This window comes from Prosthecomicrobium sp. N25 (genome assembly GCF_037203705.1).
GTDB lineage: Bacteria > Pseudomonadota > Alphaproteobacteria > Rhizobiales > Ancalomicrobiaceae > Prosthecodimorpha.
In genome coordinates, this window is the sequence record NZ_JBBCAT010000003.1 from 569,624 (window position 1) to 593,457 (window position 23,834).

Consider the following 23,834-nt stretch of genomic DNA (forward strand, 5'->3'; position numbering starts at 1 on the left):
GGGTCCGGACCGCGGTCGGGGCGCGCCCGAGCGGGACGGGTCGGACGAGCCGGCCCCGCCTCCCGCTTCCGCCGAAGCGCCGGCCACCCGACCGCCCGGCCGCCCGGCCGCCCGGCCGCCCGCGCAGGGGAGCAGCCGACTATTCCGCTTGCAAGCAACGCCGCCCCTGTCTATATCCACCCCTGTCCAGGCGGTTCGCCGCCCGCTGCTCCCATCGTCTAGCGGCCCAGGACGTCGCCCTCTCACGGCGAAAACAGGGGTTCGAGTCCCCTTGGGAGCGCCATTTTCTCCGATAGCGGCTGGTCTCGATCCGGATGATCCCGTCCGGATCTCTGCGCGCGCGATGAGACGTCCTCGGCGGGCCTGGGGCTGCGCGTGACGTCTCCGGGCGGGCCCGGCCGATGTCCCGAGCGCCGGGGAGCCCGATCCTCGCTGCCTTGCCGGAGCCTCGTGGGGCGACCGGCGACCAGGACCTCGGACCGTCCGGGATGCCTTCGCGCTCCCCAACACTTGCGCTGCTGGCGGACAGCAGCGGCCCGGCGGCCCGTGGCGGTCGACGGGGGCGATGAGGTGCTTCACGAGGACCGGAGACGAGGGCCTTCCCGGCGGCGCCCTGCACCTGCCGTCGTGGCTCCGCACCGCGGCCGGCGAACCAAAGCCAAGCCTCCGAGTTGGGGTACAAAGCTTTCTGGCTCTGCCAGTCCAGCGATGACGGAGGCAAGGCTCTCATGAGGAGTGGGAAAGGCAGGCTCGTGGTGGTCGCGGGGGGCGCCGGATTTCTCGGCTCGCACCTCTGCGACGCGCTGATCCGCGACGGCGCGTCCGTGGTCGCGCTCGACAATCTTCAGACCGGCCGACGACAGAACCTGCTGCATCTCGAACGCGAGCCGCGCTTCGACTTCGTCGAGGCGGACGTGATCCGTCCCCTGCCCCGGCGCCTGCTGTCGAGCCGCCTCGCGGTCGACGCGGTCTTCAACCTCGCCTGCGCCGCCTCGCCCCCGCACTACCAGGCCGATCCCGAGCACACCATGCTGACGAGCGTGATCGGCACCCACGGCCTGCTGACCTTCGCCGAGAGGAAGCGCGCCCGCTTCCTGCTCGCCTCCACGAGCGAGATCTACGGCGACCCGGAGACGCACCCGCAGTCGGAGACCTACTGGGGCCACGTCAACCCGACCGGTCCGCGCGCCTGCTACGACGAGGGCAAGCGCGCCGCCGAGACCCTGACCTTCGACTTCGCCCGCGCCGGGCGGCTCGACGCCCGGGTCGCCCGCATCTTCAACACCTATGGCCCCCGCATGCGCGCCGACGACGGCCGGGTCGTCTCGAACGTGATCTGGCAGGCCCTGGCCGGCGAGGACATCACGGTCTACGGCGACGGCAGCCAGACACGGTCTTTCTGCTACGTCTCCGACCTGATCGACGGCCTCATGCGCCTGATGGCCCACGAGGGGCAACTGCCCGGCGCCGTCAACCTCGGCAATCCCGTGGAACTGACCGTCTCCGACCTGGTGACGCGCGTGCAGGCCCTCACGGGCTCGCGCTCCCGCATCGTGCACCGTCCCCTTCCGGTCGACGACCCGCGCCGGCGCCGTCCGGACATCACACGGGCCTCCACGCTGCTCGGCTGGACGCCGCGCACCCCCCTCGACGCCGGCCTGAAGGCGACGGTCGCCTGGTTCGCCGAGGAGCGGCGGAGCGCCAAGGGCCCGGGCCGTGCCGCCGTCGCCGCCTTCGACGGCGCGGTGCCGGTCTGAAGGGCGGGCGGGCCATGCCGGACGCGGCGCGGACGGTCGCGGCAGACTGGGTGCCGAACCTCACCTGGATCACGCCGCGCCTCGCCGTCGGGGGGCGCTTTCCCATGGAGCGCGCCGGCGACCTCGCCCGGCACCACGGCCTGCGCGCCCTGGTCGACCTCCGCCTGGAGGCCTGCGACGACGCAGCCGTCCTTGCCGGCCACGGACTCGCCTTCCTGCACCTCCCCACCGAGGACCACGCCGCCGTCGGCCAGGCCGGCCTGGACGAGGGCGTGCGCTTCGCCAACGACCATCTGGACCGCGGCGGGCGCGTCCTCGTCCATTGCGAGCACGGCATCGGCCGCTCCGCCACCCTGGCGCTCTGCGTCCTGGTCAGCCGCGGCGCGGCCCCGCTCGACGCCCTGGAACTCGCCAAGAGCCGGCGTCCGCTGGTCTCCCCGAGCCCGGCCCAGTACGAGGATTGGATCGCATGGCTCCGGCGCTGGCGCGGCCGGGCGGGCGCAGATTGGCCCCTGCCGGACTTCGACACCTTCGCGGCGATCGCCTACCGGCACCTCCGGGACGCACCTGGATGATCGTCTACGGCGACGCGGTTCGCCTGGAGGCCGCCGGCGACGCGCTCGGGGCGGTCCGCCGTGCCTTGGCCGAGCCCGCGCGCCGGCCGCCGGGCCTCCCCCGCCACGCCGCGCTGGTCTCCGCCTTCGTCGCCGCCGCCGAGCTCGTGCAAGCCCTCGCCGACGCGGAGTTCGAGGCCCGCGGCTGCGACGAGCGCTCGCCGGACGCCGAGGCCGGCACGGCCTTCCTGGTCGACCTCGCCCGCGCGCTGGACCGCTCCGTCCGCGACGGCTTCGCCGGCTGCATCCCCCTGCCCGCCCTGCCCGACCTCGGCGATCCCAACCGCCCGCTCCGCCTGAAGACGGCCGAGGGCTACGCCTTCTACGCGCTCTACCCCGAGGCCTATCTCGAAGCCGCGCGGCGGTCCGGTCTCGGCCCGGACACCAGGGTGATCGGCATCCGCAGCATCGGGCTCGGCCTCGCCGCCCTGGTCGCCGCGGCGCTCGGCGCCGCACCGCCGGTCTCGCTGCGCCCGGTCGGCCATCCGTTCCGGCGCGAACTCCGCATCGGCCCGGCCCTCGCCCGCGACCTCGCGGCCGACCCGGCCCGTCCCGTCGCGGTGGTGGACGAGGGCCCCGGCCTCTCGGGCAGCTCGGTGGCGTCCGTCGCCGACTGGCTCGTCCGGAACGGCGTCGGCCGCGATCGGATCCACGTCTTCCCCAGCCATGCCGGCTTGCCCGGACAGGCCGCATCCCCCGAGATCAGGGCGTTCTGGAGCCTGGCCCCGCGCCATGTGGTCGCCTTCGAGGATCTGCTCGGCCCGTCGGCGCCCGGCGGGCTCGCCCGCTGGGTGGAGGATCTGGTCGGACCGCTCGACGGCCCGCTTGAGACCCTGTCGGGAGGCAACTGGCGCGCGCACCGCTACGCCCGCGAGGCCGACTGGCCCGCCGCCGATCCCGGCCGGGAGCGCCTGAAATACCTCGCCAGGACCCGGCGGGGGGACTGGCTGGTCCGGTTCGCCGGGCTCGGCGGCGAGGGCGAGCGCAAGCTCGACGCCGCCCGCCTCCTGCACGGTGCCGGCTGGGCCCCGGAGCCCGCGGGGCTCTGCCACGGCTTCCTGGTGGAGCGATGGATCGGCGCGCCCGGCCTCGACCGCGCGGCCTTCCCCCGGGCGCGGCTCGTCCTGCGGCTCGGGGACTACATCGGCTTCCGCGCCCGCGAACTACCGGCCCGGCGGGGCGGCGCATCCCTCGCGGACCTCGCCGCCATGGCGCGCCACAACACCGGCGAGGCCCTCGGCGCCGACGCCGCGCGCAGCCTCGACCGGATCCTCGAGGGCGCCGCCGCGCTCGAGCCGCGCGTGCGGCGGGTGGACGTGGACGGCAAGCTGGACGTCCACGAATGGCTGGTGGACGGCGGCCGGCTGGTCAAGACGGACGGCCTCGACCACAGCGGCGCCCACGATCTCGTCGGCTGCCAGGACATGGCCTGGGACGTGGCCGGGGCCATGGCGGAATTCGGTCTGTCGCGGACGGACTCGGAGGACCTCGCGCGCGCCGCCGGCCGGAAAGCCGGCCGCGCGGTCGACCCGGATCTGGTCGCGCTCCTGCGTCCCTGCTATCTCGCCTTCCGGCTCGGCGCCGCCACGATGGCGGCCGCCTCGGCGGGCAGAGACGAAGCGGGTCGTCTCCGGCGCGCCGCCGACCGCTATGCCGAGGCGATCCGGCAGGTCGTGCGGGCGTCGTGAGCCGCGGCGGGCAGTAGTTACTGCGGCCGGGCCAGGTCCAGGCGTCGCAGCTCCCGCAAGGTCGCGAGGTCGACGACGAGCAGCGTGGCGCCCGCCGGCGTCTCGACGGTGACAAGCAGGCGCCCGCCCTCCAGGCTGGAGCCGACCACCTTGCCGCCCACCGGGAGCGCGAGCGAGCCCGCCAGCGGCTTCTCGAGGGCGGTCGACGCCGGGTCCGGGTTCTTGTAGGAGGTGCGGTAGAGCACGGCGGCGAAGACCGCCAGGATGCCGAGGCCGAGCGTCGCGTAGCCCACCATGAGGAGCTTGCGGAACTTGGCCTGCAGCCGCAGCTGGACGGGGTCGAGCGGCGGCTCCTTGTCGTCGTCGTCGAGGATCGGGTGGGACATGGTCGGGGGAGCGCTCGGGCGTTGATGACGACGGAAGGGACAGGGGCGGAACCGGCGACGGACCGGGACGACGACGACCTCGACGGCCCGGCGGGCGCGGCGCGGCGGATCGACCTCGACCCGGAGCCGGGCGGCGGCCGGGAGCGCCTCGACGCTCTGCTGGCGCGCCGGTTCGCCGACCTGCCGGACGGCGCGCTCTCGCGCAGCCGCCTGAAGGCGCTGATCCTGGAGGGTCGGGTCGCCGTCGACGGCGCGACCGTAGACGACCCGTCCGCCAAGATCAACGCGGCCGCCGCCCGGGTGAGCCTCGACCTGCCCGCGCCCGCCGCGGCCACCCCGGTGCCCGAGCCGATCCCGCTCGCGGTCGTCCACGAGGACGTCGAGCTGGTCGTGATCGACAAGCCGGCCGGCCTCGTCGTCCATCCCGCGGCCGGCCACGCAATGGGCACGCTCGTCAACGCCCTCCTGCACCACTGCGGCGCCTCGCTGTCGGGGATCGGGGGCGTCCTGCGGCCCGGCATCGTGCACCGGCTCGACAAGGACACCTCCGGCCTGATGGTCGTCGCCAAGACCGACCGCGCCCACCAGGCGCTCGCCGCCCAATTCGCCGACCACGGCCGCACGGGCCCGCTCGAGCGCGCCTACCTGGCGCTCGTCTGGGGCGTGCCGCGCAACCGGTCCGGCACGGTCGACCTGCCGGTCGGCCGCCACCCGCAGCGGCGCGACGAGATGGCGGTCGTCCGCTCCGGCGCGGGCCGCGAGGCGATCACCCACTACGAGGTGCTGGAGAGCTTCGGGCCGCCCGGCGCCGAGCCGGTCGCGAGCCTCGTCGCCTGCCGGCTCGAAACCGGCCGGACCCACCAGATCCGGGTCCACATGACCCACCTCGGCCACCCGCTCCTGGGCGACCCGGTCTACGGCACGGGTTTCAGGACCAAGACCGACAAGCTGCGCCGCGTCTCGCAGGCCGCCGTCGACGCGCTGGAGGCGCTCGGCCGCCAGGCCTTGCATGCCGGCCTCCTCGCCTTCGCGCACCCGAAGACCGGCCGCACCCTCCGCTTCGAGAGCCCGCCGCCTCCCGACATGGCGAGGCTGATCGAGGCCCTCCGGGCGGCCGGGCAAGGACCGGCTACTTCGGACACTCGGCGGTGAGGGAGAAGTCCTTCCAGCCGCTCACCGGAACCGCCAGCGTGGCGACCTCGGGGACGTAGAGGACCATCACGCCCGCGACCGCGAGCGAGCCGTCCCGCTCGATCAGGACGGGCCCGCCCGAACTGGCCGGATAGGTGTCGCAGGAGGTAACCCACAGCCCGCCCGTCTGCGACGTCGCCATGCAGGTGCGGTCGGCCATCAGGCGCTGGCGCCGGTCAGCCGGATAGGCCGCGTGGACGAGCGGCCGCCGGTCCTCGTAGACCGCGTCCGCCGCCACCGGGATCGGCTTCAGCGGGATCGGGTCCTTCAGGACGATGAGCGCGATATCGTTCGCCGAGTTCTCGACCGACGAACGCTGAACGTGCATGTCGGGGAGGTAGCGATCCGGCCCGGATTTTTCGGCTCCCGGCGGGAAGCGGTAGCACAGGGCCACCGAGTGGGCCGCGTAGCGGGCCTTGTCGACGCCGGCGAGGAAATGCATGTCGTGCGGCGGCAGGGGCTTCTTGTCCCAGGGCGCGATCAGGCAGTGGGCCGCGGTCAGGACCAGGCGCGGGCCGATCAGGGCGCCGCTGCAAGACCCGCGATACCTGTAGCCGGCATAGTTTACCTGTCCGACCGCCTGCCAGGGCCAGGCCGAGACATCCATCGGCTCGCGGTCGTCGGAGCCGAGCACGCCCGACGGGTTCGTCTGTGCGGCGGCCTCCCGGGGCGAGGCCGCGCCGGCCAGGATCGCCAGGACGGCGGATACGACGACCGCTGCCCTCCGGGCATTGCGCCGAGTTCCGCCCGGTGCGCGCCGCAGGGACCTTGGGCTGTTCGTCGGCATACCGATCTCCCGATTGCTGACCCATGATGACGCAACCGGCGTAAAATTACAGTCCGCTGTACCGCCAGCTTGCGCCCGGCGACGCCCGGCCGCAATCTGCCGCCACGGCTCTCTTGAATTCGGGCCCTGTCACGCTTAGTTCAATAATTCAAAACAATGTGACCGATCACGAGCCCGTGGGAGTCGCCATCTCGCCGCAAAGGCTCGTATAGTCACCATGGACGCGCCGGAAAGGGCGTCCGCCGCGCCTGCCGATGGTCGGGGGCCGGTGTTCATGTCGGGAGAACCGACGCCGGAACGGACAGGGAATTCGGGTGTTACGCCCACGACCCCGAACCGGACCGGCACCAACGGAGGAAAGGGCGCTCCATGGCCCGCACGCAGTCTCTTGCCCCGCTCGCCGCCCTCGAGGGCGGCCTCAGCCGTTATCTCGACGAGATCCGGCGGTTCCCCATGCTGGAGCCGCAGGAGGAGTACATGCTCGCCAAGCGCTACCGCGAGCACGCCGACCCGGAGGCCGCGCGCCGCCTGGTGACGTCCCACCTCCGCCTCGTCGCCAAGATCGCTATGGGGTACCGAGGCTACGGCCTCCCGATTTCCGAGGTGATCTCCGAGGGCAACGTCGGCCTGATGCAGGCCGTGAAGCGTTTCGAGCCCGAGAAGGGCTTCCGCCTGGCCACCTACGCCATGTGGTGGATCAAGGCGTCTATTCAAGAGTACATCCTGCGTTCGTGGTCGCTCGTGAAGATGGGCACGACCGCGAACCAGAAGCGGCTGTTCTTCAACCTGCGCAAGATCAAGGGCCAGATCCAGGCGCTCGACGAGGGCGACCTGAAGCCCGACCAGGTCAAGCAGATCGCCACCAAGCTGGGCGTCTCCGAGGAGGAGGTCATCTCCATGAATCGTCGCCTCGGCGGCGACGCCTCGCTGAACGCGCCGCTGCGCTCCGACGAGGACACCTCCGAGTGGCAGGACTGGCTCGTCGACGAGAGCGAGAGCGCCGAGACCCGCCTTGCCGAGAGCCAGGAACTGGACAGCCGGCGCAAGCTCCTGCAGAACGCCCTCGGCGTCCTCAACGAGCGCGAGCGCCGCATCTTCGAGGCCCGCCGCCTGGCCGAGGAACCGATCACGCTCGAGGACCTCTCCGTCGAGTTCGGCGTCAGCCGCGAGCGCGTCCGCCAGATCGAGGTCCGCGCCTTCGAGAAGGTCCAGGAGGCCGTCAAGGCCGGCGCCGCCGAGCTGATGGCGTCCTGATCTTCTCCGACCGACGCACTATGGACTCCCCGCGGTTTCCCCACCGGGACCGCGGGGATTTTCATGTCGCGTCCGCCGCGGCCAACCCGTTGGCCCTGGCGGTCGGGCGCCACGCACCGGCCCCGGATTAATTTTTCGTAAGGTTCTTGTCAGCTTGCTGTCAGCCCATACCTTCCCTAGCGGACGGCGAGGAGCCGGCCGAAACTGGGAGGAAACTCATGACTTGGAAGCTCGCAGCCGCTGTCGTTGCCCTGGCCCCGCTCGCCATCACCCCTGCCGCGGCCGCCACGGGCCAGTCCTGCAAGTCTTTCACGGAAGCCGAGGTCAAGGAGCGCTTCGACCGCTGGAACGCCTCGCTGGCGAGCGGCAGCGCCGATGCCGTGACGCTCTGGTATACCCCCGACGCCAAGGTCCATCTCGCCCTGAAAGACAAGCCCGCCGCCGACCAGAAGGCACTCCGGGCCTTTTACGAAGGCGCCATGATCAAGGGCGTGAAGGTCGAACTCAAGGACCGCAAGATCACCCTCGGCTGCAACACCGCCACCGACCAGGGACGCCTTGTCTACCGCGTCGGCAACGAGACGGTGACCGCCGACTACCGCAAGGTCTATGAGAACCGCGACGGCGTCTTCCTGCTGAAGGAACACACCTCGACCCGGGTCCAGTAACCCGGCCGACCGGTTCCGGCCGGGGGGTTCGGGGCTGCCGGCCGGATGGGGCTCGGGCGGACGGGAGACCGCCCGGGCCCCTTTCTCATGGGAAGGGCCCCTCTCAGGCGCTGACCGAGGTCGTCGCCGTCGCGGCCCGGTTCGGCTTGTAGGCGCTGGCGGCCCCGAGGAGGCCGAACAGCGCGAGCGCGTTGCCGGCCACGGCCCCGCCCACGCCGAGCCGATCCTCGATCGCCGCGATCATGGTGTCGGCCACGCGCCGCGTCACGGTCTCGGCGGTGCTGGTGGCGGTGTCGGCCGCGCCGAGGGGCTTGGTCCCGTCGTCCTGCCCGGTCGTCGATGTGGCGCCGGCATCGGCCAGCACGGAGTCGATGAAGCCCTTCAGCTCGTCCGCGCCGATCTTCCCGTCGCCGTCCGTGTCCACCGCCTTGAACAGCTTCTCGAGCCCGCCGTCCTCCTTGGACGCGGCCTGGAGCTGCGCGTCGATCAGCGTCCGAAGGTCCGCCCGCGCCATCGAGGCCGAAGCGGCGGCGCGGTTCATCACCTTGCCGATTGCCCGGCCGTTGTTGCCGCCCGGCAGATCCTGCCCGGTGCCCTGCGTGCCGCCCAGCGTCGAGGGGTCGTCGGGGCCGGCGCCGCCGGCCTGCTTGCGCGGGAGCAGCTGCCCCAAGAGTTTGCGGACCGACCCGGATCCGACCTGGTTCACCATGTCCTGCCTCGCTCTCGTCCGATGCCGACGGGGCCGAGGGCCCGCGTCTCGTCATGACGATCCCTAGCAGGGTCCGTGCCAGATCACGGGGCCGCGGACGGACGGCCCTTGCCCGCCAGGACGCGGGGCACGAGCGCCAGCGCCATCACCGGATGTAGGAGCGCATCGGCGGCGTTCTCCGAGCCGGTGATCCCGGTGAGCCAGGCGGCGAGCCCGAGCGGCCCGAGGAGGGCCAGGATCGGCCGACCGGTCGCCACGCCGGCGGCGAGCAGGATCGACGACAGCCCGATCGCCGGCCCCGTCTCCAGGATCAGCGCGTAGGGGTCGATCGCCGTCGCCCCGAGGCTCGCCGCGTAGAAGGCCGCGAGCCCCGCCCCGCCGGCCACGCTCTCCAGCCGTGACGGCGGCCGGAGCGGTGGCAGCCAGGGTCGCGCCAGCACCAGTCCCGCCACCACCGCCGCGCCGGGCGCGAAGGGCGCGAAGAGGCTAGCCACCGCGCCCGCGCCGAAAGCGTGGAGGCCCGGCAGCGTCATGACGGCCGCGACCGCCAGCCCGGCGACCCGCGCCGGCCGAGGCCCGAGCCGCGCCAGCCGCAGCAGGCCCGCGGCGACGAGCGCCAGCACCAGGAGCGCGCAGCCCTGCGCGTAGATCTCCGCCGCCGTCCCGGCCGCGATCCCCGTCATGGCCGCGCCTCCCCGCCCGCCCGGGCGAGTTCCTGCGCCACCCAGGCCTCGGTGAAACGCACCACTCGGATCCCGCCCCGGCTGCGGGTCGAGAAGGCGAGCGCGAAGGAGCCGTCGCGGAGCCGGATCAGCGTCGGGTAGCGGGCGTCGCCGGGCCGGGCGACGCCGTCCTCCAGAACGTGGATGGTGCGGAAGGTCTCGCCCTGGTCGGTCGACACGGCCAGCACCAGCCGGTCGCGCCGCTCTGGCCCGTCGTTGTAGACGACCACCACCGCCCCGCTCGACAGCCGCGCGGCGGCGGCCGGCGAGTTCAGGCTGGCCAGGGCCGTGCGTTCCAGCGGGCTCCAGGTCCGCCCCCCGTCCGCCGTCCGGGTCCTGAGCAGGAAGGTCCGGTCGCCCGAGAAGTTGCGCAGGTACGCGACGGCCCGGAGCCGGTCGAGCGGCACCACCACCGGCTGGATCCCGCCCATCCCGTGGCTCATCCTGACCTGCGCGAGAAGTCTCCCGTCGGGGGAAAGCCGCAGCAGCTCGCCGTAGCGGCCGATCTGCTCGTGGTAGGTGGGCAGCCCGATGGTCCCGTCGGCGAACAGGATCGGGTTGGCGCGCACCAGCGCCGACCGGTTCATCACCGGCGATAGCGGCAGGTGGCGAGCCGCCGGTCCTGGGGCGAGGCCGGCCCCGAGCGGCATCACGGCGATCTTCGACATGGCCCAGCCGCCGAACGACACCGTCGTGGCGAAGAGGAGCGGCGGCCCGCCGGGCGCCTGCGCGACCACGCTGTTGCCGAGCTTGCGGAGCGCCTGCTCCGGCCGGACCGCCGCCTGCACCTGGGGTGCCGACACGAGAGACTCCGGCGCCGGCCCGATCCGTGGTCCGCCGGGCCCGCGCACAACCATGCGGCCGATGACCACGTCGGTCGCCCCCTCGCGGCTGCCGTCGAACCAGAGGGCCGAGAGCGTGCCGTCCTCGGCCTCGAAGAGGCTCGGCGAATGGGCGTGCCCGGCGGGCTTCACATAGTCGAGCAGATCCTCGAACAGCGGCGGCAACGCGCGCGCGCTTGCGGCGAGTTCCTCGGGCTCCAGCGCGAAGCCCCAGCCGAGCGGCGCCGGCGCCCGCGTCAGCGCCACCGCCGACAGGCCGAGCCAGGCCACGGCCGCCACGCCCAGGATCGTGTTTCGGACGGACGGCAGGGCGGATCTCCTCCGGCAGGGCCGCCCGGTCCGGCCGCCCGCGCTTCCCAGTTAGGCCCCCGCCCCCGCGTCGTCAACGGGCGGGGCGCCCCGTTGCCGGAGCCGCTTACCCGCCCTCGTGTTTCGTGCTAGCAACCCGGCCGACGGACCCACCCGAGCGAGTGCCATGGACGACCTCTACCGCCGCCTCCCGCCGACCGGCTTCGCCCCGAGGGCGGGCGAGCTCCATGCCGAGGGCGTCCCCCTGTCGGCGATCGCGGCCGCGGTCGGCACGCCCGTCTACGTCTACTCGGCCGCACGGTTGCGCGAGCGCGTGCGCGCCCTGAAGGCCGCCGTCGGGCCGCTCGGGGTCGCCGTCCACTTCGCCATGAAGTCCAACGCCAACCAGGCGGTCCTCGCCCTCATGGCCGCCGAGGGCATCGGCGCCGACATCGTCTCGGGCGGCGAGATGGCCCGGGCGCTGGCGGCCGGCATGGCGCCGCGTCACGTCGTCTTCTCCGGCGTCGGCAAGACCGCGGCCGAGATCGCCGCCGCGCTCGACGCGGGCCTGCATCAGATCAATGTCGAGTCCTTCGAGGAACTCCGCCTGGTCGACGAGATCGCGGGCGCCAAGGGCCGGGTCGCCGATGTGGCGCTGCGCGTCAACCCGGACGTCGACGCCGAGACCCACGCCAAGATCACCACCGGCAAGAAGGACAACAAGTTCGGCATCGACGCCAGCACGCTCGGCCGCCTGGACAACGAGGTGAAGGCCCTGCCCCACGTCCGGGTGGTCGGTCTCGCCATGCACATCGGCTCGCAGATCATGACCCCCGCGCCCTTCCTGACCGCCTACGGCCGGGTGGCGGCGCTCGCCGAGGAACTGCGCCGCAAGGGCTACCCGCTGACCCGCCTCGATCTCGGCGGCGGCTTCGGCATCCCCTACGAGAACGAGCTGGAGTTCTCCTTCGCCGACCTCGCCGACGCGATCCGGGCGACCGTCCACGGCCGGGGTTTCGACCTCTCCATCGAGCCCGGCCGCTCGCTGGTCGCCGACGCCGGCATCCTGCTCGCACGCACGATCTTCGTGAAGGATGCGGGCGGCATGCATTTCCTCGTGCTCGACGCGGCCATGAACGACCTCGTCCGCCCCGCCATGTACGAGGCCCACCACGACATCGTGCCGGTCCGCATCCCCGCGCCGGCCGCGCCGACGGTCGAGTACGACATCGTCGGGCCGATCTGCGAGAGTTCCGACACCTTCGCCAAACGCCGCCGCCTGCCCGCGCTCGCCGCCGGCGACCTCGTCGCCATCGCGACCGCCGGCGCCTATGGGGCGACCATGTCGTCGACCTACAACGCCCGCCCGCTCGCCCCCGAGGTGCTGGTCGACGGCACCCGCTGGGCGACGGTCCGTCGCCGGGTCGAGGTGGCCGAGCAGATCGGCTGGGACCAGGTCCCCGACTGGATCGGCCCGGCGAAGCCGGGGCAGCGGGCGGCCGAGTAGCCGCCGCTCGACCGTCTCACTTCGGCGCCACCGCGTAGGTCTCGACCGGCGGCACCGTGTCGATCAGCCCCTTGGCCTTCAGGAACGCCGCGAAGCGCTCGGTGCGGCCGACGTCGAGCGCGGCGGGCCGCTTGGCGAAACGCGGCAGCGTATCGAAGAAGGCCCGGCGGTTCAGCTCGTCGTCGAGCTTCTTGTCGGACGCCTTGAACAGCGCCCAGGCCTCGGCCGGGTTGTTGGTCAGCCACAGCGTCGCCTTCTCGACCGCCGCCAGGAAACGCGGCAGCCGCGGATCCCCGGTCCGGTCCCGGCGGGCCAGATAGATCAGCTCGTCATAGGCCGGGATGCCCAGCTCCTCGGGAAAGAAAGCCCGCCCCTTCTTGCCGGCGAGCTCCAGTTCGGTGAGTTCGAAGTTCCGGTAGCCGCCCACGACCGCGTCCACCTGCCCTGACAGGAGCGCTCCCGTCAGGGCGAAGTTGACGTTGACGAGTTCCACGTCCTTGGCCGTCAGGCCGGCGCCCTCCAGCATCTGCAGCAGCACCGCGTCCTCGAAGCCGGACACCGAGTAGCCGACCTTCTTGCCCTTGAGGTCCTTGACCGTCTTCACCGGCCCGTCCGCGAGCACGATGACGGTGTTGAGCGGCGTCTCGACCAGCGTGCCGAAGCGGGCGACCGGCAGCCCCTCCTTGACCGCGAGGTGCAGGCTCGGCTGGTACGAGATCGCGACGTCGACCTGCCCGGCCGCCAGCAGCCGCGGCGGCGCCGAGGGGTCGGCCGGGGCGATCAGTTCGACGTCGAGCCCTTCGGCCGCGAAGAAGCCCTTCTCCCGGGCGACCACGAGCGGCGCGTGGTCGGGATTGACGAACCAGTCGAGCGCGACCGACAGCTTGTCGGCGGCGCCCGCCGGGGACGCCAGGATCAGGCTCAGGGCGGCGGCGGCGATGAGGCGTCGCATGGATCGGCTCCTGTTGTGGGGGTTGGGTCAGGCCGTCTCGGGCAGCCAGGGCACGAGGCGGCGCGTGAGGAGGTCGACGGCCAGCCGGAGCGCGACCGCCAGGGCCGCCACGATGACCAGCGCGGCGAACATGGTGTCGGTCTGCAGCCGCGCGTTGGCGTGCATCATCAGGAGGCCGAGGCCCGAGGAGGACCCGACCCACTCGCCGACCACCGCCCCGATCGGCGCGACGGCGGCCGCCATCCTGAGGCCCGAGACGAGCGCCGGCAGCGCCGCCGGGATCCGGATCATGGACAGGGTCTGCCAGCGCCGGGCGCGATAGAGGACGGCGAGGTCGAGGAGGCCCGGGTCGGTGCGGCTCAGTCCGTCGTGGAACGCCGAGGCGACCGGGAAGAAGATGATCAGGCTCGCCATCACCACCTTGGAGGCGAGGCCGAAGCCGAACCAGAGCACCAGCACCGGCGCGATGGCGAAGACCGGCAGCGACTGCAGCACCACGACGACGGGCAGCACCAGCCGGCGCGTCGCCGGCCAGTAGGCCATGCCGAGCGCGGTCGCGAGGCCGACGGCGGTGCCGAGCAGGAGCCCGAGCACGATTTCCCCGCCGGTCACCAGCGTGTTCGCCGCCAGGTCGTCGAAGCGGGTGACGAAGGCCGCCGCCACGCGGTCCGGTCCCGGCAGCAGGTAGGGCGGCGGCGCGAAGATCAGCACGGCCGCCCACCAGAGCGCGATCAGGCCCGCCGCCACCCCGGCGAGTTCGGCCACGAACGACAGGGTCGGCGACCGCGCCCCGTCGAGCGGCCGCACGGCGCCGCGGCCGGGCTCCGCGCCGGCCGGTTCCGTCCCGCGGGTCCCGCCCCGCGCAACCGGCAGGCGCCGGCCGATCTCGTGTGCGATCGTCATGGATCTCCGCTCCGGAACGGCGACGCCCGCGAGGGCGGCGTCGGGTGGAGATCCGGGGACTCTGGCTGTCGGAAACGCGGAAGATCCCGTCCCTTCGCCGGCATGACCCGGATCAGGTTCAAAGGGTCCGGTGCTCGCGCACCATCTCAGCTCCGGATCGGAGCACCCCTCGGACAAAGGATAAGATGGACCACCCCGGCCTGGCATGCAAGGGCGCGGCGCCCATGCGTTTCGAGGCGATGGTCGCACCGGGCCGCTGCCCCGGACGCGAAAACGCCGCGGGCGAGGCCGCGGCGCGTCGACAAAGACCCCTTCCCGATGGTCTTCTGATCCGTTCCGGCCCGGCGAGAACTCGCCGGGGCCGGACCCTTCTGCGGTCTCCGGGCTGAACATGCCGGGACCGGGGGAGGCCGTCTGCGTGACGGCCAGGAAACCGGAATCGTCTGCGGCGCGACGCCTGGACTCGGGGGCCGCTCCGATCCCGCCGGGGCTCCTCGCCTCCGGGGTAGCGCGTCAGTGGATGGTGACGCCGGACTTCAGACGGGAAATCTCATCTTTCAACAGCAGCTTGCGCCGCTTCAGGTCCGCGATCTCGAGGGAATCGATGCTCGGATGGGCAAGGGCGTCGCGCAACTCGTCCTCGAGGGCCGCGTGGCGACGATTCAGTTCCGCAAGATGCGATTCGATGGACATGCTGAAAGCCTCCCATTCTCGCAGGACTTGGCTACAGGAGCATGACAGCGAGCCGCCATGCCCGCAAGCTTGGATGTGGTGAATACGGATCCGCTTTCCACCCCCTCGCTCACTTTTTCGGTTACCGAATGGTTTACCCTGCGCCACGGCGCCCCTACGGCAGCTTGGGCGGCGGGGTCCCCTTTTGCCGCGCTTCGGTTTATGATTGCCGGACCGTTTCGCAGTCGGGCCCGGAGCCCACGACCGGAAAGACGCGGCGCAGTCCATGACCGAGCAGGAAGAGCAGGAAATCCGCCAGGAACTCGTCGGCTTGCGCCAGGAGCACCGCGACCTCGACACCGCCATCGCCGCGCTGGTCGAATCCGGCCGGGCCGATCACCTGACCATCCAGCGGCTGAAGAAGCGCAAGCTGGCGATCCGGGACCGGATCCAGCATCTCGAGGACCGGCTCGTCCCCGACATCATCGCCTGAGCGGATCGTCCCCGGGCACGCCCTGCCGCTCGCGCTTGTCGCGGAACATGTCCCGGTCCGCCCTGAGGATCGCGCTCTCCGCCGTGTCCTCCGGCTCGAAGGCGGCGATGCCGACCGACGCCCGGATCTCCACCGGGACCCCGTCCACCACGACCGGCGCCGCCTCCAGCGCCGTCCGTAGGCTCTCGGCCTTTCGCCTCAGCCCCTCCGGATCCACCTGCCGAAGCACGACCAGGAACTCGTCCCCGCCGATCCGCCCGGCCGCGTCGGAGCTGCGGATGACGGACCGGATCCGCCGCCCCGCCTCCGTCAGGAGCCCGTCCCCGACCGCATGGCCGTACCGGTCGTTCACGGTCTTGAAGCTGTCCAGGTCCACGAAGGCGAGGCCCGCCGCCGCCCCGTAGCGGCGTCCGAAGTCGATGACGCGGGCGATCTCGGCGAGCAGGCCGCGGCGGTTGAGGAGCCCCGTGAGGTCGTCCTCGTGGACCATCGTCTCGAGTTCGGCGATCCTGGCACTCCGCCGGGCCAGCTCGACCTCGAGTTCGCGGATGCGGCGCCGGAGCCCGTCCTCGCCCCCGGTCCCGACGCCGTGGCCGGCCGACCGGCGGATCTCGCCGCCACCCTCGTCCGACGGGGCGTCTTCACGCCGCGGATCTTTCATCGACTGCCGCTTTCGCAAGGGGAGATGGTGCCGACAGTAGCCGCCTCCCGCCCTGGAATCAAAGCCGGAATCTGAGACGGGCGCGCTTGTGGAACCATCGCCCTTCCCCTATAAACCGGCGCTTTCCGGGGGTCATGGCCCCCGGTCGATCAGGGGCGCATCACCATGCCGGACAGCGCGGCGCCGGTCGCGATAATCATGGGCAGCCAGTCCGACTGGGATTGCATGCGCCACGCCGCCGACACGCTCGACCGGCTCGGCGTCGCCCACGAGGTCCTCATCGTCTCAGCCCATCGCACGCCCGATCGCCTCTACGCCTTCGCCAAGGGCGCCCGCGCGGCCGGCCGCAAGGTCATCATCGCCGGCGCCGGCGGCGCCGCCCACCTGCCCGGCATGACCGCCGCCCTGACGCCCCTCCCCGTGCTCGGCGTTCCCGTGGAATCGAAGGCTTTGAGTGGCGTCGACAGCCTGCACTCGATCGTCCAGATGCCGGGCGGCATCCCGGTCGGAACGCTCGCCATCGGCAAGCCGGGCGCCATCAACGCGGCGCTCCTCGCCGCCGCCATCCTGGCCCTGTCGGACGACGCCCTCGCGGCCCGCCTCGACGCGTTCCGCGCGGCGCAGACCGCCGCGGTCGCCGAGCGCCCCGCCACCGGGAGCGCGTGAGAACGCCATGTCGGCCCCGAGCGTCGCAACCATCGGCATCCTGGGCGGCGGCCAGCTCGGCCGCATGCTGGCCCTCGCCGCCGCCAAGCTCGGCCTCTCCACCCGCGTGCTCTGCCCCGACCCGAGGAGCCCAGCCTTCGAGGTCGCGCGGGACCACGTCGTCGCGGACTACGACGACGAGGCCGCCCTCGCCCGCTTCGCCGAGGGGGTCGACGTCGTCACCTACGAGTTCGAGAACGTCCCCGCCGCCACGGCCGCCTTCCTGGCCGCCCGCGTCCCCGTGCGGCCCGGCCTCGGCGCGCTCGAGGTCGCCCAGGACCGCCTGTCCGAGAAGACATTCCTCAACGGCCTCGGCATCCCGACCGCCCCGTTCCGGGCCGTCGACGACCTCGCCCAGCTCCGCCTCGCCCTCGCCGAACTCGGCTACCCCGCGGTCCTGAAGACCCGCCGCTTCGGCTACGACGGCAAGGGCCAGGCGAAGATCGCCCGCCCGGAGGACGCCGAGACGGCGCTGGCCGCCATGAAGGGGCACGCCGCCATCCTGGAGGGTTGGGTGCCCTTCGCCCGCGAGGTCTCGATCCTGACCGCCCGTGCGCTCGACGGCAGCCTCGCCTCCTTCGACGTGCCGGAGAACGAGCACCGCGACCACATCCTGAAGTTCTCGCGGGTCCCCGCCCATATCCGCCCGGCGACCGCCGAGGCCGCCCGGGCGATCGGCGAGCGGGTCGCCACCGCGCTCGACTATGTCGGCGTCCTCGCCGTCGAGCTCTTCGTCGTCGAGGACGAGACCGGCGAGCGCCTCGTGGCCAACGAGATCGCGCCGCGCGTCCACAATTCGGGCCACTGGACCGAGACCGCCTGCGTGGTCTCGCAGTTCGAGGCGCACCTGCGCTGCGTGGCGGGCCTGCCGCTCGCCAGTCTCGCGCGCCACTCGGACGTGGTGATGGAAAACCTCATCGGCGACGAGGCGGCGCGGGCCCCCGCGATCCTCGCCGAGGCCGGCGCCGCCCTGCATCTCTACGGCAAGCACGAGACGCGCCCGGGCCGCAAGATGGGCCACGTGAACCGCATCCGGCCGCGCGCGTGAGAAGGCCGCGATCGGGCCGAGAGCCATGGACAGGGCCGATCGATTCTGCTAGCTAGGCGCCACTTTGGCGACGCTCCGGCGGCGCAGGGGAGCTTTTCCCCGCCTCAACCCCATCTGCAAAGACAAGGGATCCACGCGTGCAGGTTCTCGTTCGCGACAACAATGTCGACCAGGCTCTGAAGGCCCTCAAGAAGAAGATGCAGCGCGAGGGCATCTTCCGGGAGATGAAGCTCCGCGGCCACTACGAGAAGCCCTCCGAGAAGAAGGCGCGCGAGAAGGCCGAGGCCGTCCGCCGCGCCCGCAAGCTGGCCCGCAAGCGTGCCCAGCGCGAAGGCCTGATCCCGGGCAAGCCGGCGACCACGCCCGGCGCCAAGCGCTGATCCGCGGGGGCTCGCCGGGAGCCCGTCCCGCACCGCCGACGCTGAACCGTGCCGCCCCGAGGGCCGCACGGTTTTCGCATTGCGCCCGGTCCGTCGTCGCGCACCGTGGCGCCGTTGCGACACGCTCCGCAGTCCGTGTCACGAGACCGTCATCCGCCCCGGCTCGGACACGATCGTCTGCTGCGGTGGCCCGCTCCCGGATGTGCCGTCCGGTGCCGTGCGCCGCGGCAGGACGGCAGCCGAGGGGACCCGTGCCGAGCCGGCCTCGGAGCCGGAAGCCTGCCTAGCCCGCCGAGACCCGGAGACCGCCGTGCCCCCGACCGCCGATCCCTCGCCGTCCCGCCGCGCCGCGCCGGGCCGTCTCCTGGCCGCCGGCCTCGCACTGGCGCTCGCGACGGGGCTCGCGGGCTGCGGCGCCAACTTCGGATCCGTCGGCGGTCCGACCGGCAACCTCGCCGATCCGGACGGGGCCGGCGGGTCGCAGGCCAATATCGCCTCCCTGAGCGAAGTCGTCCGCGCCAACCCGCGCGATGCCGGCGCCCTGAACATCCGCGGCACGGCCTATGCGCGCGCCGGGGCCAACAACGAGGCGCTCGCCGACTTCTCCGCCGCCCTGACGATCGACCCGACGCTGCACCAGGCCTATGCCAACCGCGCCCTCGTCCTGCGCCGGCTCGGCAAGTACGACCTCGCCTTGCAGGACTACACCAAGGCGATCGAGCTGAAGCCGGACTACGACCAGGCCTATGTCGGCCGCGCGAACGTCTTCCGGCAGACCGGCCGTGTCGACGCCGCCCTCGGGGACTTCGCCGCAGCCATCCAGATCAACCCGCAGAACCCGGGGGCCTATCACGACCGCGGCCTGATCCATCAGCTCCGCGGCGACCACCAGGCCGCCATTTCGGATTTTTCCGCCGCGATCGAGCGGGATTCGACCGCCCCCGAGCCCTTCAACGGGCGTGGCCTCTCCAAGCTCGCCACCGGCGACGCGAAGGGGGCCCTCGACGACTTCAACGCCGCGCTGACCATCAACAAGGACTACGCCGACGCCTGGTTGAACCGCGGCATCACGCAGGAGCAGCTCGGCGACCGGGAGGGCGCCCGCGCCGCCTGCCAGCGGGCCCTCGCCCTCGCCCCCGGATCGACCGTCGCGCGCAGCTGCCTCCAGCGAACGGGCGGCGTGCTCTGATCCTCGATCTCGCCCCGGTTGGCGAAGCGCTGCCGTCCGCGGGCGCAACGACGTATGTCTTTTAGCATATATGCGGACGTCCTCGGTTTTGACATCATCACGCTGAGGAACGAGTAACTGCCATTGATGCCCGGGGCTGTTGCGGGCGGGTAGAGACCAAGCGAAATGCAGCGCCCAGGGCGGCCTCGAGGACGAGCCGCCCTGGGCGCCATCGAGATAGAAACCGGAGCTCGAACCACCCATGGACCGGCTGACGTCCTGTCGCGCCTGCCTTGCCGCCGACCCCCATCTCTTCATGCCCCTGGGCAATCATTCGCCCGCACAGATGCTGATCAGGCCCGAGGACCTGGACAAGCCCCAGCCCAGCTTTCCGCTGAACGCACAGGTCTGCCTCGAATGCGGGTTGATCCAGGTCGCCGACCAGATCCCGGCCGGCTTCTTCCGCCACTATCTCTACGTTCCCTCCGGGGCCGCGACCATGCACCGGCATTTCGGTGAGCTTGCCGGCGTGCTCGCCGCCAAGGCCGGCCCGGACGGACTGATCGTGGACATCGGCTGCAACGACGGCCTGCTGCTCGCCGCTTGCAACGCGCTCGGGGCCAAGACCCTCGGCATCGATCCGGCCGAGAACATCGCCGAGATCGCGCGCGGGCGCGGCGTGAAGGTTCACGTCAGCTACTTCGACCCCGACACCGCCCAGGAGATCCACGACCGGCACGGCGCCGCGAAGGTCATCGTCACGACGAACACCTTCAACCACATCGGCGACCTGCACACCTTCATGCGCGGCATCGTCCGCCTGCTCGCCCCGGACGGCGTCTTCGTCATCGAGGTGCCGCGCGCCAAGGAACTCCTCGAGCACAACGAGTTCGAGAACATCTACCACGAGCACGTCTCGGAGTTCAGCCTGCTCTCGATGGTCAAGCTGGGCGCCTTCTTCGACCTCGAGGTGACCGACGTCCATCACTTCCCCAACATCCACGGCGGCTCCATGCGGGTCTTCCTGACCCGCAAGAGCGCCGGGGTGCCCGCAGCGCCGGTCGTCCGCGCCATGCTGGACGAGGAGCGCGAGGCCGGCATGCTCGATCCGGAGAGCTATGCGGCGCTCGTCCGCAAGGTCGACGCCATGGGCGCCGAGATCCGCGCCATGCTGGACGACATGAAGGCGCGCGGCCTGAAGATCGCCGGCTACGGCGCCTCCGCGCGCGGGAACACGCTGATCACCTACTTCGGCATCGACAAGAAGTACCTGGATTTCCTGGTCGACAAGAACCCGCTGAAGCACGGGCTCTATTCGCCCAATACCCGGATCCCGATCAAGCCCGTCGAGGCCCTGGAGACCGAGAAGCCCGACGTCCTCTTCGTGCTCGCCTGGAACTTCTTCGAGGAGATCAAGGAGCAGCAGCAGGCCTTCCTGGCCCGCGGCGGCAAGTTCCTGGTCCCGCTTCCCACGCCGCGCATCGTCGGCTAGAGCAGGACCGTACCGGCCGGAGCCCCGCCTCCGGCCGGACGCGGGACCACGACGTCGTCCCGGGACCGGCCGCCCTACCCGCCGCGGCCGCCCGGGACATGCGGCGCGACGAGGCGAGATGGCGCGTATCCTGATCACGGGGGCCGGCGGCTTCGTCGGCTCCCATCTCGCCGCCGCCTGCGTCCGGCGGGGCGACGACGTTCACGTCCTGCTGCGTGCCTCCACCGGCCTCGGCCGGCTCGAGCCCATCCTCGACCGCATCACCGTCCACCGGCTCGACCTCGGCGCCGAGCCGGACCTCGTCCGCTGCCTGGCCGCGATAGGGCCGGACGGCATCTACCATCTCGCCAGTGCCACCCGGCGCCGGGAGGACCCGGACCTGGGGGACGCCGCCGCGAGCGTCGCCGACGACGTCCTCCCCCTGCTCGGCCTCGTCCGCGCCGCCGCCCTGGCGCCGCGTCCGCCCGCCTTCCTGGTGCGGGCCGGAACCCTGGCGGAGTACGGTCCTGTCGCGGTGCCCTACCGGGAAGACAGGCGCGAGGCGCCGGCCGGGGTCTACGGTGCCAGCATGCTGGCGGCGACCCATCTTCTCGCCGCGCTCCAGCCCCGCCTGCCCTTTCCCGTCGCCACCGCCCGCCTCGCCCTCGTGTACGGACCGGGCCAGTCGCCGGAGTTCCTGATCCCGCGCATGATCCGGGACTGTCTGGACCGCATCCCGGTCACCATCCGCCATCCCATGGACCGTCGCGACCTCATCCACGTCGACGACGCGGTCGCCGGCCTGCTGGCGCTCGGCGACGCCGGGCTGCCCGGCCCAGTCCTCGTCAACCTGTGCAGCGGGGTGGCGCCGACGATGCGGGCGGTCGCCGAGACCCTGCGCCGGATCATGGGCGCGCCGGACTCGGCCTTCCTGTGGGGAGCCGACGGGTCCGCCTCGCCGGTGCCGAACCTGCGTGGCTCGCCGGCTCGCGCCCGACGCCTGCTGGGCTGGCGCTGCGGGATCGGCCTGACACGCGGGCTGGAAGCGACGGTGCTCGCCTTCACGGCGGAACGCGCCGCGCCGGATCCGAGCCGAGCGCCGGCGACCCGTTAGGCGCCGGCGGGCCGCCGCGCCGCCTTGGTCATTCCGTCCGCATCACCACGAGCGCGATGACGGCCGGGCCCGAGAAGCGGTCGGACCGCAGGTCGCCGCCGGGTCCGCCGCCGAAGCCCGACATGACGAGGTGGGGCGGCTTGGCGAGGAGCTGCGGCAAGTGCTCCTGGTCCGGGTGCACGAGCACGCCGAAGCCGGCCATGCGGGTGTTGCTGGTCGAGTCCATCAGCCGAGCCTCGGGGCTCGCGGCGCCGCTGCCCACGAGGCGGGCGAGCGGGTCCGTCCGGTCGCCCTTCGGCGCGGAGCGGGCCGCCGCGGCCGCGCGCGTCGCGTCGGACGCGGGTGCCCCGGGCTGGACGGCCGCCGAGGGCGGCAGGGAGGCGAGCACGAGGCCGGCGCCGGCGGCGCGCGACACGCTCGTGCCCGCGCGCGGCTCGATGCCGGCGGCCTGGAACGGATCCGGCTTGGCGGCGGGCGGCGGCGCGTAGCCGAGGGGCCCCGGTCCCGGCGGCGCGGGCGGCGGAGCCAGGACCGCGACCGCGTCGGCCACGCCCGTCGAAGCCGGCTTGGCGCGCGGCTGGACCGCGGCCGTCTGGTCGAGGGCGGCGACCACGGTGTTGGATCCCGGCTTGGCGGCCGGCACGGGAACGTCGACGGGCGTCGCGGCGGCGACCGGACCGGGCTGGCCCTGCGGGCCCTGCACCCAGCCGGGCGGGAGCCCGTTTCCTGTGGCCGCGGGAGGCGCGGCGGCGATCAGGGACCCCGGGGCGCGCGGCGCGGCCTGCGGCACCGGCAGGGCGACGAGCGATCCCGGCGCGGGGGGCGCGGGCGGCGGCGGCACGGCGGTCGCGGACGCCACGACCGGTCCCTTGGGCGGGGGAGGTGGCGGCGGCACGAATTTCTCGCCCTCCTCCTCGGCCAGCGCCACCTTGGCGGGCGAGCCGGCGGGCAGCGGCCCCTGGCGGAGCTCCTGCGGACGCGGCGCGGCGCGCGGGACGGCGCCCTCCTCGTCGTCGTCCTCCGCCTGTGGTGCGGCGGACCCGCCGCCGAAGATCGCGGCGAAGATGGAGCGGCCCGAGCCGGAGCCCGATGCGCTCGCCACCGCGGTCTCGCCACGGCCCTTGCGCGCCGCGACTTCGGCCAGCGCCTCCTCGTAGCGCGGCAGCGGTGCCCCGTCGGCCGGCAGGTGGGCGGTCTTGCCGTCCGGGAACAGCCGGACGAGCTGGTCGCGGGTCATCCGCGGCCAGGCGCGCACGTTGCCCGTGTCCATGTGGACGAAGGGCGAGCCGGACGTCGGGTAGAAGCCGACCCCGCCGAACTGCTGCTTCATGCCGATCCCGCGCAGCCGGTCGAGCGGCACGTCCGGGAGGTAGAAGTCCATGGCCCGGCCGAGCATGTGCTGGCTGAACTTGGCGACGCCGCGCGAGCGGGACCGGAGCGCATTGTTGGTCGCAGGCGAGCGGTAGCCGGAGACGATGTGGATCGGCTGGGCCGACCCGGACTCGCGGTAGACCTCGTAGATGAGGTCGAACAGCTGCGGGTCCATCTTGGTCGACTCGTTGCGGCGCCAGTCGCGCAGCATCCGGTTCAGTTCCCGCAACCCGTTCGGGTCGAACTGGCCGTCCCGCTTGAAGACGATGGTGGCCCGTTCCTGCGTGTGCGTGTTGAGGAGCGAGAGGGCCCGGGTCTCGGCCCCCGCGGCCGACGCGGAGGCGAGCACGACGAGAGCGCCGAGGAGGGCGGGCGTCCGGTTCAGACGGATTTCACGGGACATGCGCCTCGCTCGACTTGGGTCAGCCGTGGACATCCCGGGAGCTATGCAGCGAATCGTGGCCATGCAACGGCGGAGGTCTC

At 72.6% G+C, this 23,834-nt stretch carries 24 protein-coding genes, 1 tRNA gene and 1 riboswitch; of the genes, 15 read left to right on the top strand and 10 right to left on the bottom strand.

The features are described from left to right. Window positions 1–207 precede the first annotated feature (207 nt). The 4 genes from WBG79_RS21870 to WBG79_RS21885 all read left to right on the top strand — a co-directional run bounded on the left by WBG79_RS21870 (window position 208) and on the right by WBG79_RS21885 (window position 4,059). Window positions 208–283, top strand: a tRNA-Glu gene (locus WBG79_RS21870). Between the two features lie 445 nt (window positions 284–728). Then, window positions 729–1,757 carry a UDP-glucuronic acid decarboxylase family protein gene (locus WBG79_RS21875; protein ID WP_337359341.1) on the top strand — a complete coding sequence of 343 codons (1,029 nt, stop codon included), beginning with the start codon at window positions 729–731 and terminating at the stop codon, window positions 1,755–1,757. A 14-nt stretch (window positions 1,758–1,771) separates the two neighbouring features. After that, a complete protein-coding gene (locus WBG79_RS21880; protein WP_337359342.1) occupies window positions 1,772–2,332 on the top strand; it encodes a protein-tyrosine phosphatase family protein in 561 nt (186 codons plus the stop codon). Beyond that, window positions 2,329–4,059, top strand: coding sequence for a hypothetical protein (locus tag WBG79_RS21885; protein ID WP_337359343.1), 1,731 nt, complete (start codon window positions 2,329–2,331; stop codon window positions 4,057–4,059). Before WBG79_RS21880 ends, WBG79_RS21885 begins: the two co-directional genes overlap by 4 nt. 17 nt (window positions 4,060–4,076) lie before the next feature. Here WBG79_RS21885 and WBG79_RS21890 read toward each other — a convergent pair whose 3' ends face one another. Then, complete coding sequence (locus WBG79_RS21890) at window positions 4,077–4,445, bottom strand: hypothetical protein (protein WP_337359344.1); 369 nt, start codon at window positions 4,443–4,445, stop codon at window positions 4,077–4,079. 24 nt (window positions 4,446–4,469) lie between these two features. On the opposite strand from WBG79_RS21890, the gene WBG79_RS21895 reads away from it, so the two are divergent. Continuing rightward, window positions 4,470–5,597 carry an RluA family pseudouridine synthase gene (locus tag WBG79_RS21895; RefSeq protein ID WP_337359345.1) on the top strand — a complete coding sequence of 376 codons (1,128 nt, stop codon included), beginning with the start codon at window positions 4,470–4,472 and terminating at the stop codon, window positions 5,595–5,597. Here the strand turns inward: WBG79_RS21895 and WBG79_RS21900 are convergent. Next, complete coding sequence (locus WBG79_RS21900) at window positions 5,575–6,423, bottom strand: trypsin-like serine peptidase (RefSeq protein ID WP_337359346.1); 849 nt, start codon at window positions 6,421–6,423, stop codon at window positions 5,575–5,577. The genes WBG79_RS21895 and WBG79_RS21900 overlap by 23 nt on opposite strands. A 369-nt stretch (window positions 6,424–6,792) precedes the next feature. Between WBG79_RS21900 and rpoH the strand changes: the two genes are divergently transcribed. Next, the gene (gene rpoH, locus WBG79_RS21905; protein WP_337359347.1) at window positions 6,793–7,677 is read left to right on the top strand and encodes an RNA polymerase sigma factor RpoH; all 885 of its coding nucleotides are present in this window, start codon (window positions 6,793–6,795) and stop codon (window positions 7,675–7,677) included. Between the two features lie 218 nt (window positions 7,678–7,895). Further along, entirely contained in the window at window positions 7,896–8,345 is a 450-nt protein-coding gene (locus tag WBG79_RS21910; protein ID WP_337359348.1) for a hypothetical protein, read from the top strand. Window positions 8,346–8,448: 103 nt separating this feature from the next. Here WBG79_RS21910 and WBG79_RS21915 read toward each other — a convergent pair whose 3' ends face one another. The 3 genes from WBG79_RS21915 to WBG79_RS21925 all read right to left on the bottom strand — a co-directional run bounded on the left by WBG79_RS21915 (window position 8,449) and on the right by WBG79_RS21925 (window position 10,897). Continuing rightward, window positions 8,449–9,054 (bottom strand): EF-hand domain-containing protein, encoded by a 606-nt coding sequence (locus WBG79_RS21915; RefSeq protein WP_337359349.1) that lies wholly within the window; start codon window positions 9,052–9,054, stop codon window positions 8,449–8,451. Between the two features lie 83 nt (window positions 9,055–9,137). Then, window positions 9,138–9,737, bottom strand: coding sequence for a hypothetical protein (locus tag WBG79_RS21920; RefSeq protein ID WP_337359350.1), 600 nt, complete (start codon window positions 9,735–9,737; stop codon window positions 9,138–9,140). Continuing rightward, window positions 9,734–10,897: a sialidase family protein gene (locus WBG79_RS21925; protein ID WP_337359351.1), complete on the bottom strand. Its 1,164-nt coding sequence runs from the start codon at window positions 10,895–10,897 to the stop codon at window positions 9,734–9,736. The genes WBG79_RS21920 and WBG79_RS21925 overlap by 4 nt, the downstream gene beginning before the upstream one ends. 196 nt (window positions 10,898–11,093) lie before the next feature. Here WBG79_RS21925 and lysA point away from each other — a divergent pair, with 196 nt between their 5' ends. Then, window positions 11,094–12,413 carry a diaminopimelate decarboxylase gene (gene lysA, locus WBG79_RS21930; RefSeq protein ID WP_337359352.1) on the top strand — a complete coding sequence of 440 codons (1,320 nt, stop codon included), beginning with the start codon at window positions 11,094–11,096 and terminating at the stop codon, window positions 12,411–12,413. Window positions 12,414–12,429: 16 nt separating this feature from the next. Here lysA and WBG79_RS21935 read toward each other — a convergent pair whose 3' ends face one another. The 3 genes from WBG79_RS21935 to WBG79_RS21945 form a co-directional block, all read right to left on the bottom strand. Further along, complete coding sequence (locus WBG79_RS21935; protein WP_337359353.1) at window positions 12,430–13,365, bottom strand: ABC transporter substrate-binding protein; 936 nt, start codon at window positions 13,363–13,365, stop codon at window positions 12,430–12,432. A gap of 27 nt (window positions 13,366–13,392) precedes the next feature. Further along, on the bottom strand, window positions 13,393–14,268 hold the full coding sequence (locus WBG79_RS21940) for an ABC transporter permease (RefSeq protein WP_337359354.1): 876 nt from the start codon (window positions 14,266–14,268) through the stop codon (window positions 13,393–13,395). A 72-nt stretch (window positions 14,269–14,340) separates the two neighbouring features. Then, a riboswitch (TPP riboswitch) is annotated at window positions 14,341–14,448 on the bottom strand. A 333-nt stretch (window positions 14,449–14,781) separates the two neighbouring features. Then, complete coding sequence (locus WBG79_RS21945) at window positions 14,782–14,961, bottom strand: YdcH family protein (protein ID WP_337359355.1); 180 nt, start codon at window positions 14,959–14,961, stop codon at window positions 14,782–14,784. 265 nt (window positions 14,962–15,226) lie between these two features. Here WBG79_RS21945 and WBG79_RS21950 point away from each other — a divergent pair, with 265 nt between their 5' ends. Further along, a complete protein-coding gene (locus WBG79_RS21950) occupies window positions 15,227–15,433 on the top strand; it encodes a YdcH family protein (protein ID WP_337359356.1) in 207 nt (68 codons plus the stop codon). On the opposite strand, the gene WBG79_RS21955 is transcribed toward WBG79_RS21950, so the two are convergent. Further along, window positions 15,423–16,094: a GGDEF domain-containing protein gene (locus tag WBG79_RS21955; protein WP_337359357.1), complete on the bottom strand. Its 672-nt coding sequence runs from the start codon at window positions 16,092–16,094 to the stop codon at window positions 15,423–15,425. The two genes, WBG79_RS21950 and WBG79_RS21955, sit on opposite strands and share 11 nt — an antisense overlap. A gap of 165 nt (window positions 16,095–16,259) precedes the next feature. On the opposite strand from WBG79_RS21955, the gene purE reads away from it, so the two are divergent. The 6 genes from purE to WBG79_RS21985 all read left to right on the top strand — a co-directional run bounded on the left by purE (window position 16,260) and on the right by WBG79_RS21985 (window position 21,980). After that, window positions 16,260–16,760, top strand: coding sequence for a 5-(carboxyamino)imidazole ribonucleotide mutase (gene purE, locus WBG79_RS21960; RefSeq protein WP_337359358.1), 501 nt, complete (start codon window positions 16,260–16,262; stop codon window positions 16,758–16,760). A 7-nt stretch (window positions 16,761–16,767) separates the two neighbouring features. Next, window positions 16,768–17,847 carry a 5-(carboxyamino)imidazole ribonucleotide synthase gene (locus WBG79_RS21965; protein ID WP_337359359.1) on the top strand — a complete coding sequence of 360 codons (1,080 nt, stop codon included), beginning with the start codon at window positions 16,768–16,770 and terminating at the stop codon, window positions 17,845–17,847. Window positions 17,848–17,984: 137 nt separating this feature from the next. Beyond that, entirely contained in the window at window positions 17,985–18,227 is a 243-nt protein-coding gene (gene rpsU, locus WBG79_RS21970; RefSeq protein WP_337359360.1) for a 30S ribosomal protein S21, read from the top strand. Window positions 18,228–18,537: 310 nt separating this feature from the next. Then, complete coding sequence (locus WBG79_RS21975) at window positions 18,538–19,416, top strand: tetratricopeptide repeat protein (protein ID WP_337359361.1); 879 nt, start codon at window positions 18,538–18,540, stop codon at window positions 19,414–19,416. Window positions 19,417–19,657: 241 nt separating this feature from the next. Beyond that, on the top strand, window positions 19,658–20,887 hold the full coding sequence (locus WBG79_RS21980) for a class I SAM-dependent methyltransferase (protein WP_337359362.1): 1,230 nt from the start codon (window positions 19,658–19,660) through the stop codon (window positions 20,885–20,887). Between the two features lie 118 nt (window positions 20,888–21,005). Then, window positions 21,006–21,980 carry an NAD-dependent epimerase/dehydratase family protein gene (locus WBG79_RS21985; protein WP_337359363.1) on the top strand — a complete coding sequence of 325 codons (975 nt, stop codon included), beginning with the start codon at window positions 21,006–21,008 and terminating at the stop codon, window positions 21,978–21,980. A gap of 28 nt (window positions 21,981–22,008) precedes the next feature. Here the strand turns inward: WBG79_RS21985 and WBG79_RS21990 are convergent, their stop codons facing one another. Further along, window positions 22,009–23,754: a DUF882 domain-containing protein gene (locus tag WBG79_RS21990; RefSeq protein ID WP_337359364.1), complete on the bottom strand. Its 1,746-nt coding sequence runs from the start codon at window positions 23,752–23,754 to the stop codon at window positions 22,009–22,011. Between the last annotated feature and the right edge of the window lie 80 nt (window positions 23,755–23,834).

Coding starts and splice junctions, on each gene's coding strand:
- WBG79_RS21985 (WP_337359363.1), top strand. CDS start 21,006: ATGGCGCGTATCCTGATCACGGGGGCCGGCGGCTTCGTCGGCTCCCAT.
- WBG79_RS21950 (WP_337359356.1), top strand. CDS start 15,227: ATGACCGAGCAGGAAGAGCAGGAAATCCGCCAGGAACTCGTCGGCTTG.
- WBG79_RS21990 (WP_337359364.1), bottom strand. CDS start 23,754: ATGTCCCGTGAAATCCGTCTGAACCGGACGCCCGCCCTCCTCGGCGCT.
- WBG79_RS21935 (WP_337359353.1), bottom strand. CDS start 13,365: ATGCGACGCCTCATCGCCGCCGCCGCCCTGAGCCTGATCCTGGCGTCC.
- WBG79_RS21955 (WP_337359357.1), bottom strand. CDS start 16,094: ATGAAAGATCCGCGGCGTGAAGACGCCCCGTCGGACGAGGGTGGCGGC.
- WBG79_RS21945 (WP_337359355.1), bottom strand. CDS start 14,961: ATGTCCATCGAATCGCATCTTGCGGAACTGAATCGTCGCCACGCGGCC.
- WBG79_RS21940 (WP_337359354.1), bottom strand. CDS start 14,268: ATGACGATCGCACACGAGATCGGCCGGCGCCTGCCGGTTGCGCGGGGC.
- WBG79_RS21965 (WP_337359359.1), top strand. CDS start 16,768: ATGTCGGCCCCGAGCGTCGCAACCATCGGCATCCTGGGCGGCGGCCAG.
- lysA (WP_337359352.1), top strand. CDS start 11,094: ATGGACGACCTCTACCGCCGCCTCCCGCCGACCGGCTTCGCCCCGAGG.
- WBG79_RS21900 (WP_337359346.1), bottom strand. CDS start 6,423: ATGCCGACGAACAGCCCAAGGTCCCTGCGGCGCGCACCGGGCGGAACT.
- WBG79_RS21895 (WP_337359345.1), top strand. CDS start 4,470: ATGACGACGGAAGGGACAGGGGCGGAACCGGCGACGGACCGGGACGAC.
- purE (WP_337359358.1), top strand. CDS start 16,260: ATGCCGGACAGCGCGGCGCCGGTCGCGATAATCATGGGCAGCCAGTCC.
- WBG79_RS21980 (WP_337359362.1), top strand. CDS start 19,658: ATGGACCGGCTGACGTCCTGTCGCGCCTGCCTTGCCGCCGACCCCCAT.
- rpoH (WP_337359347.1), top strand. CDS start 6,793: ATGGCCCGCACGCAGTCTCTTGCCCCGCTCGCCGCCCTCGAGGGCGGC.
- WBG79_RS21880 (WP_337359342.1), top strand. CDS start 1,772: ATGCCGGACGCGGCGCGGACGGTCGCGGCAGACTGGGTGCCGAACCTC.
- WBG79_RS21885 (WP_337359343.1), top strand. CDS start 2,329: ATGATCGTCTACGGCGACGCGGTTCGCCTGGAGGCCGCCGGCGACGCG.
- WBG79_RS21875 (WP_337359341.1), top strand. CDS start 729: ATGAGGAGTGGGAAAGGCAGGCTCGTGGTGGTCGCGGGGGGCGCCGGA.
- WBG79_RS21915 (WP_337359349.1), bottom strand. CDS start 9,054: ATGGTGAACCAGGTCGGATCCGGGTCGGTCCGCAAACTCTTGGGGCAG.
- WBG79_RS21890 (WP_337359344.1), bottom strand. CDS start 4,445: ATGTCCCACCCGATCCTCGACGACGACGACAAGGAGCCGCCGCTCGAC.
- WBG79_RS21920 (WP_337359350.1), bottom strand. CDS start 9,737: ATGACGGGGATCGCGGCCGGGACGGCGGCGGAGATCTACGCGCAGGGC.
- WBG79_RS21910 (WP_337359348.1), top strand. CDS start 7,896: ATGACTTGGAAGCTCGCAGCCGCTGTCGTTGCCCTGGCCCCGCTCGCC.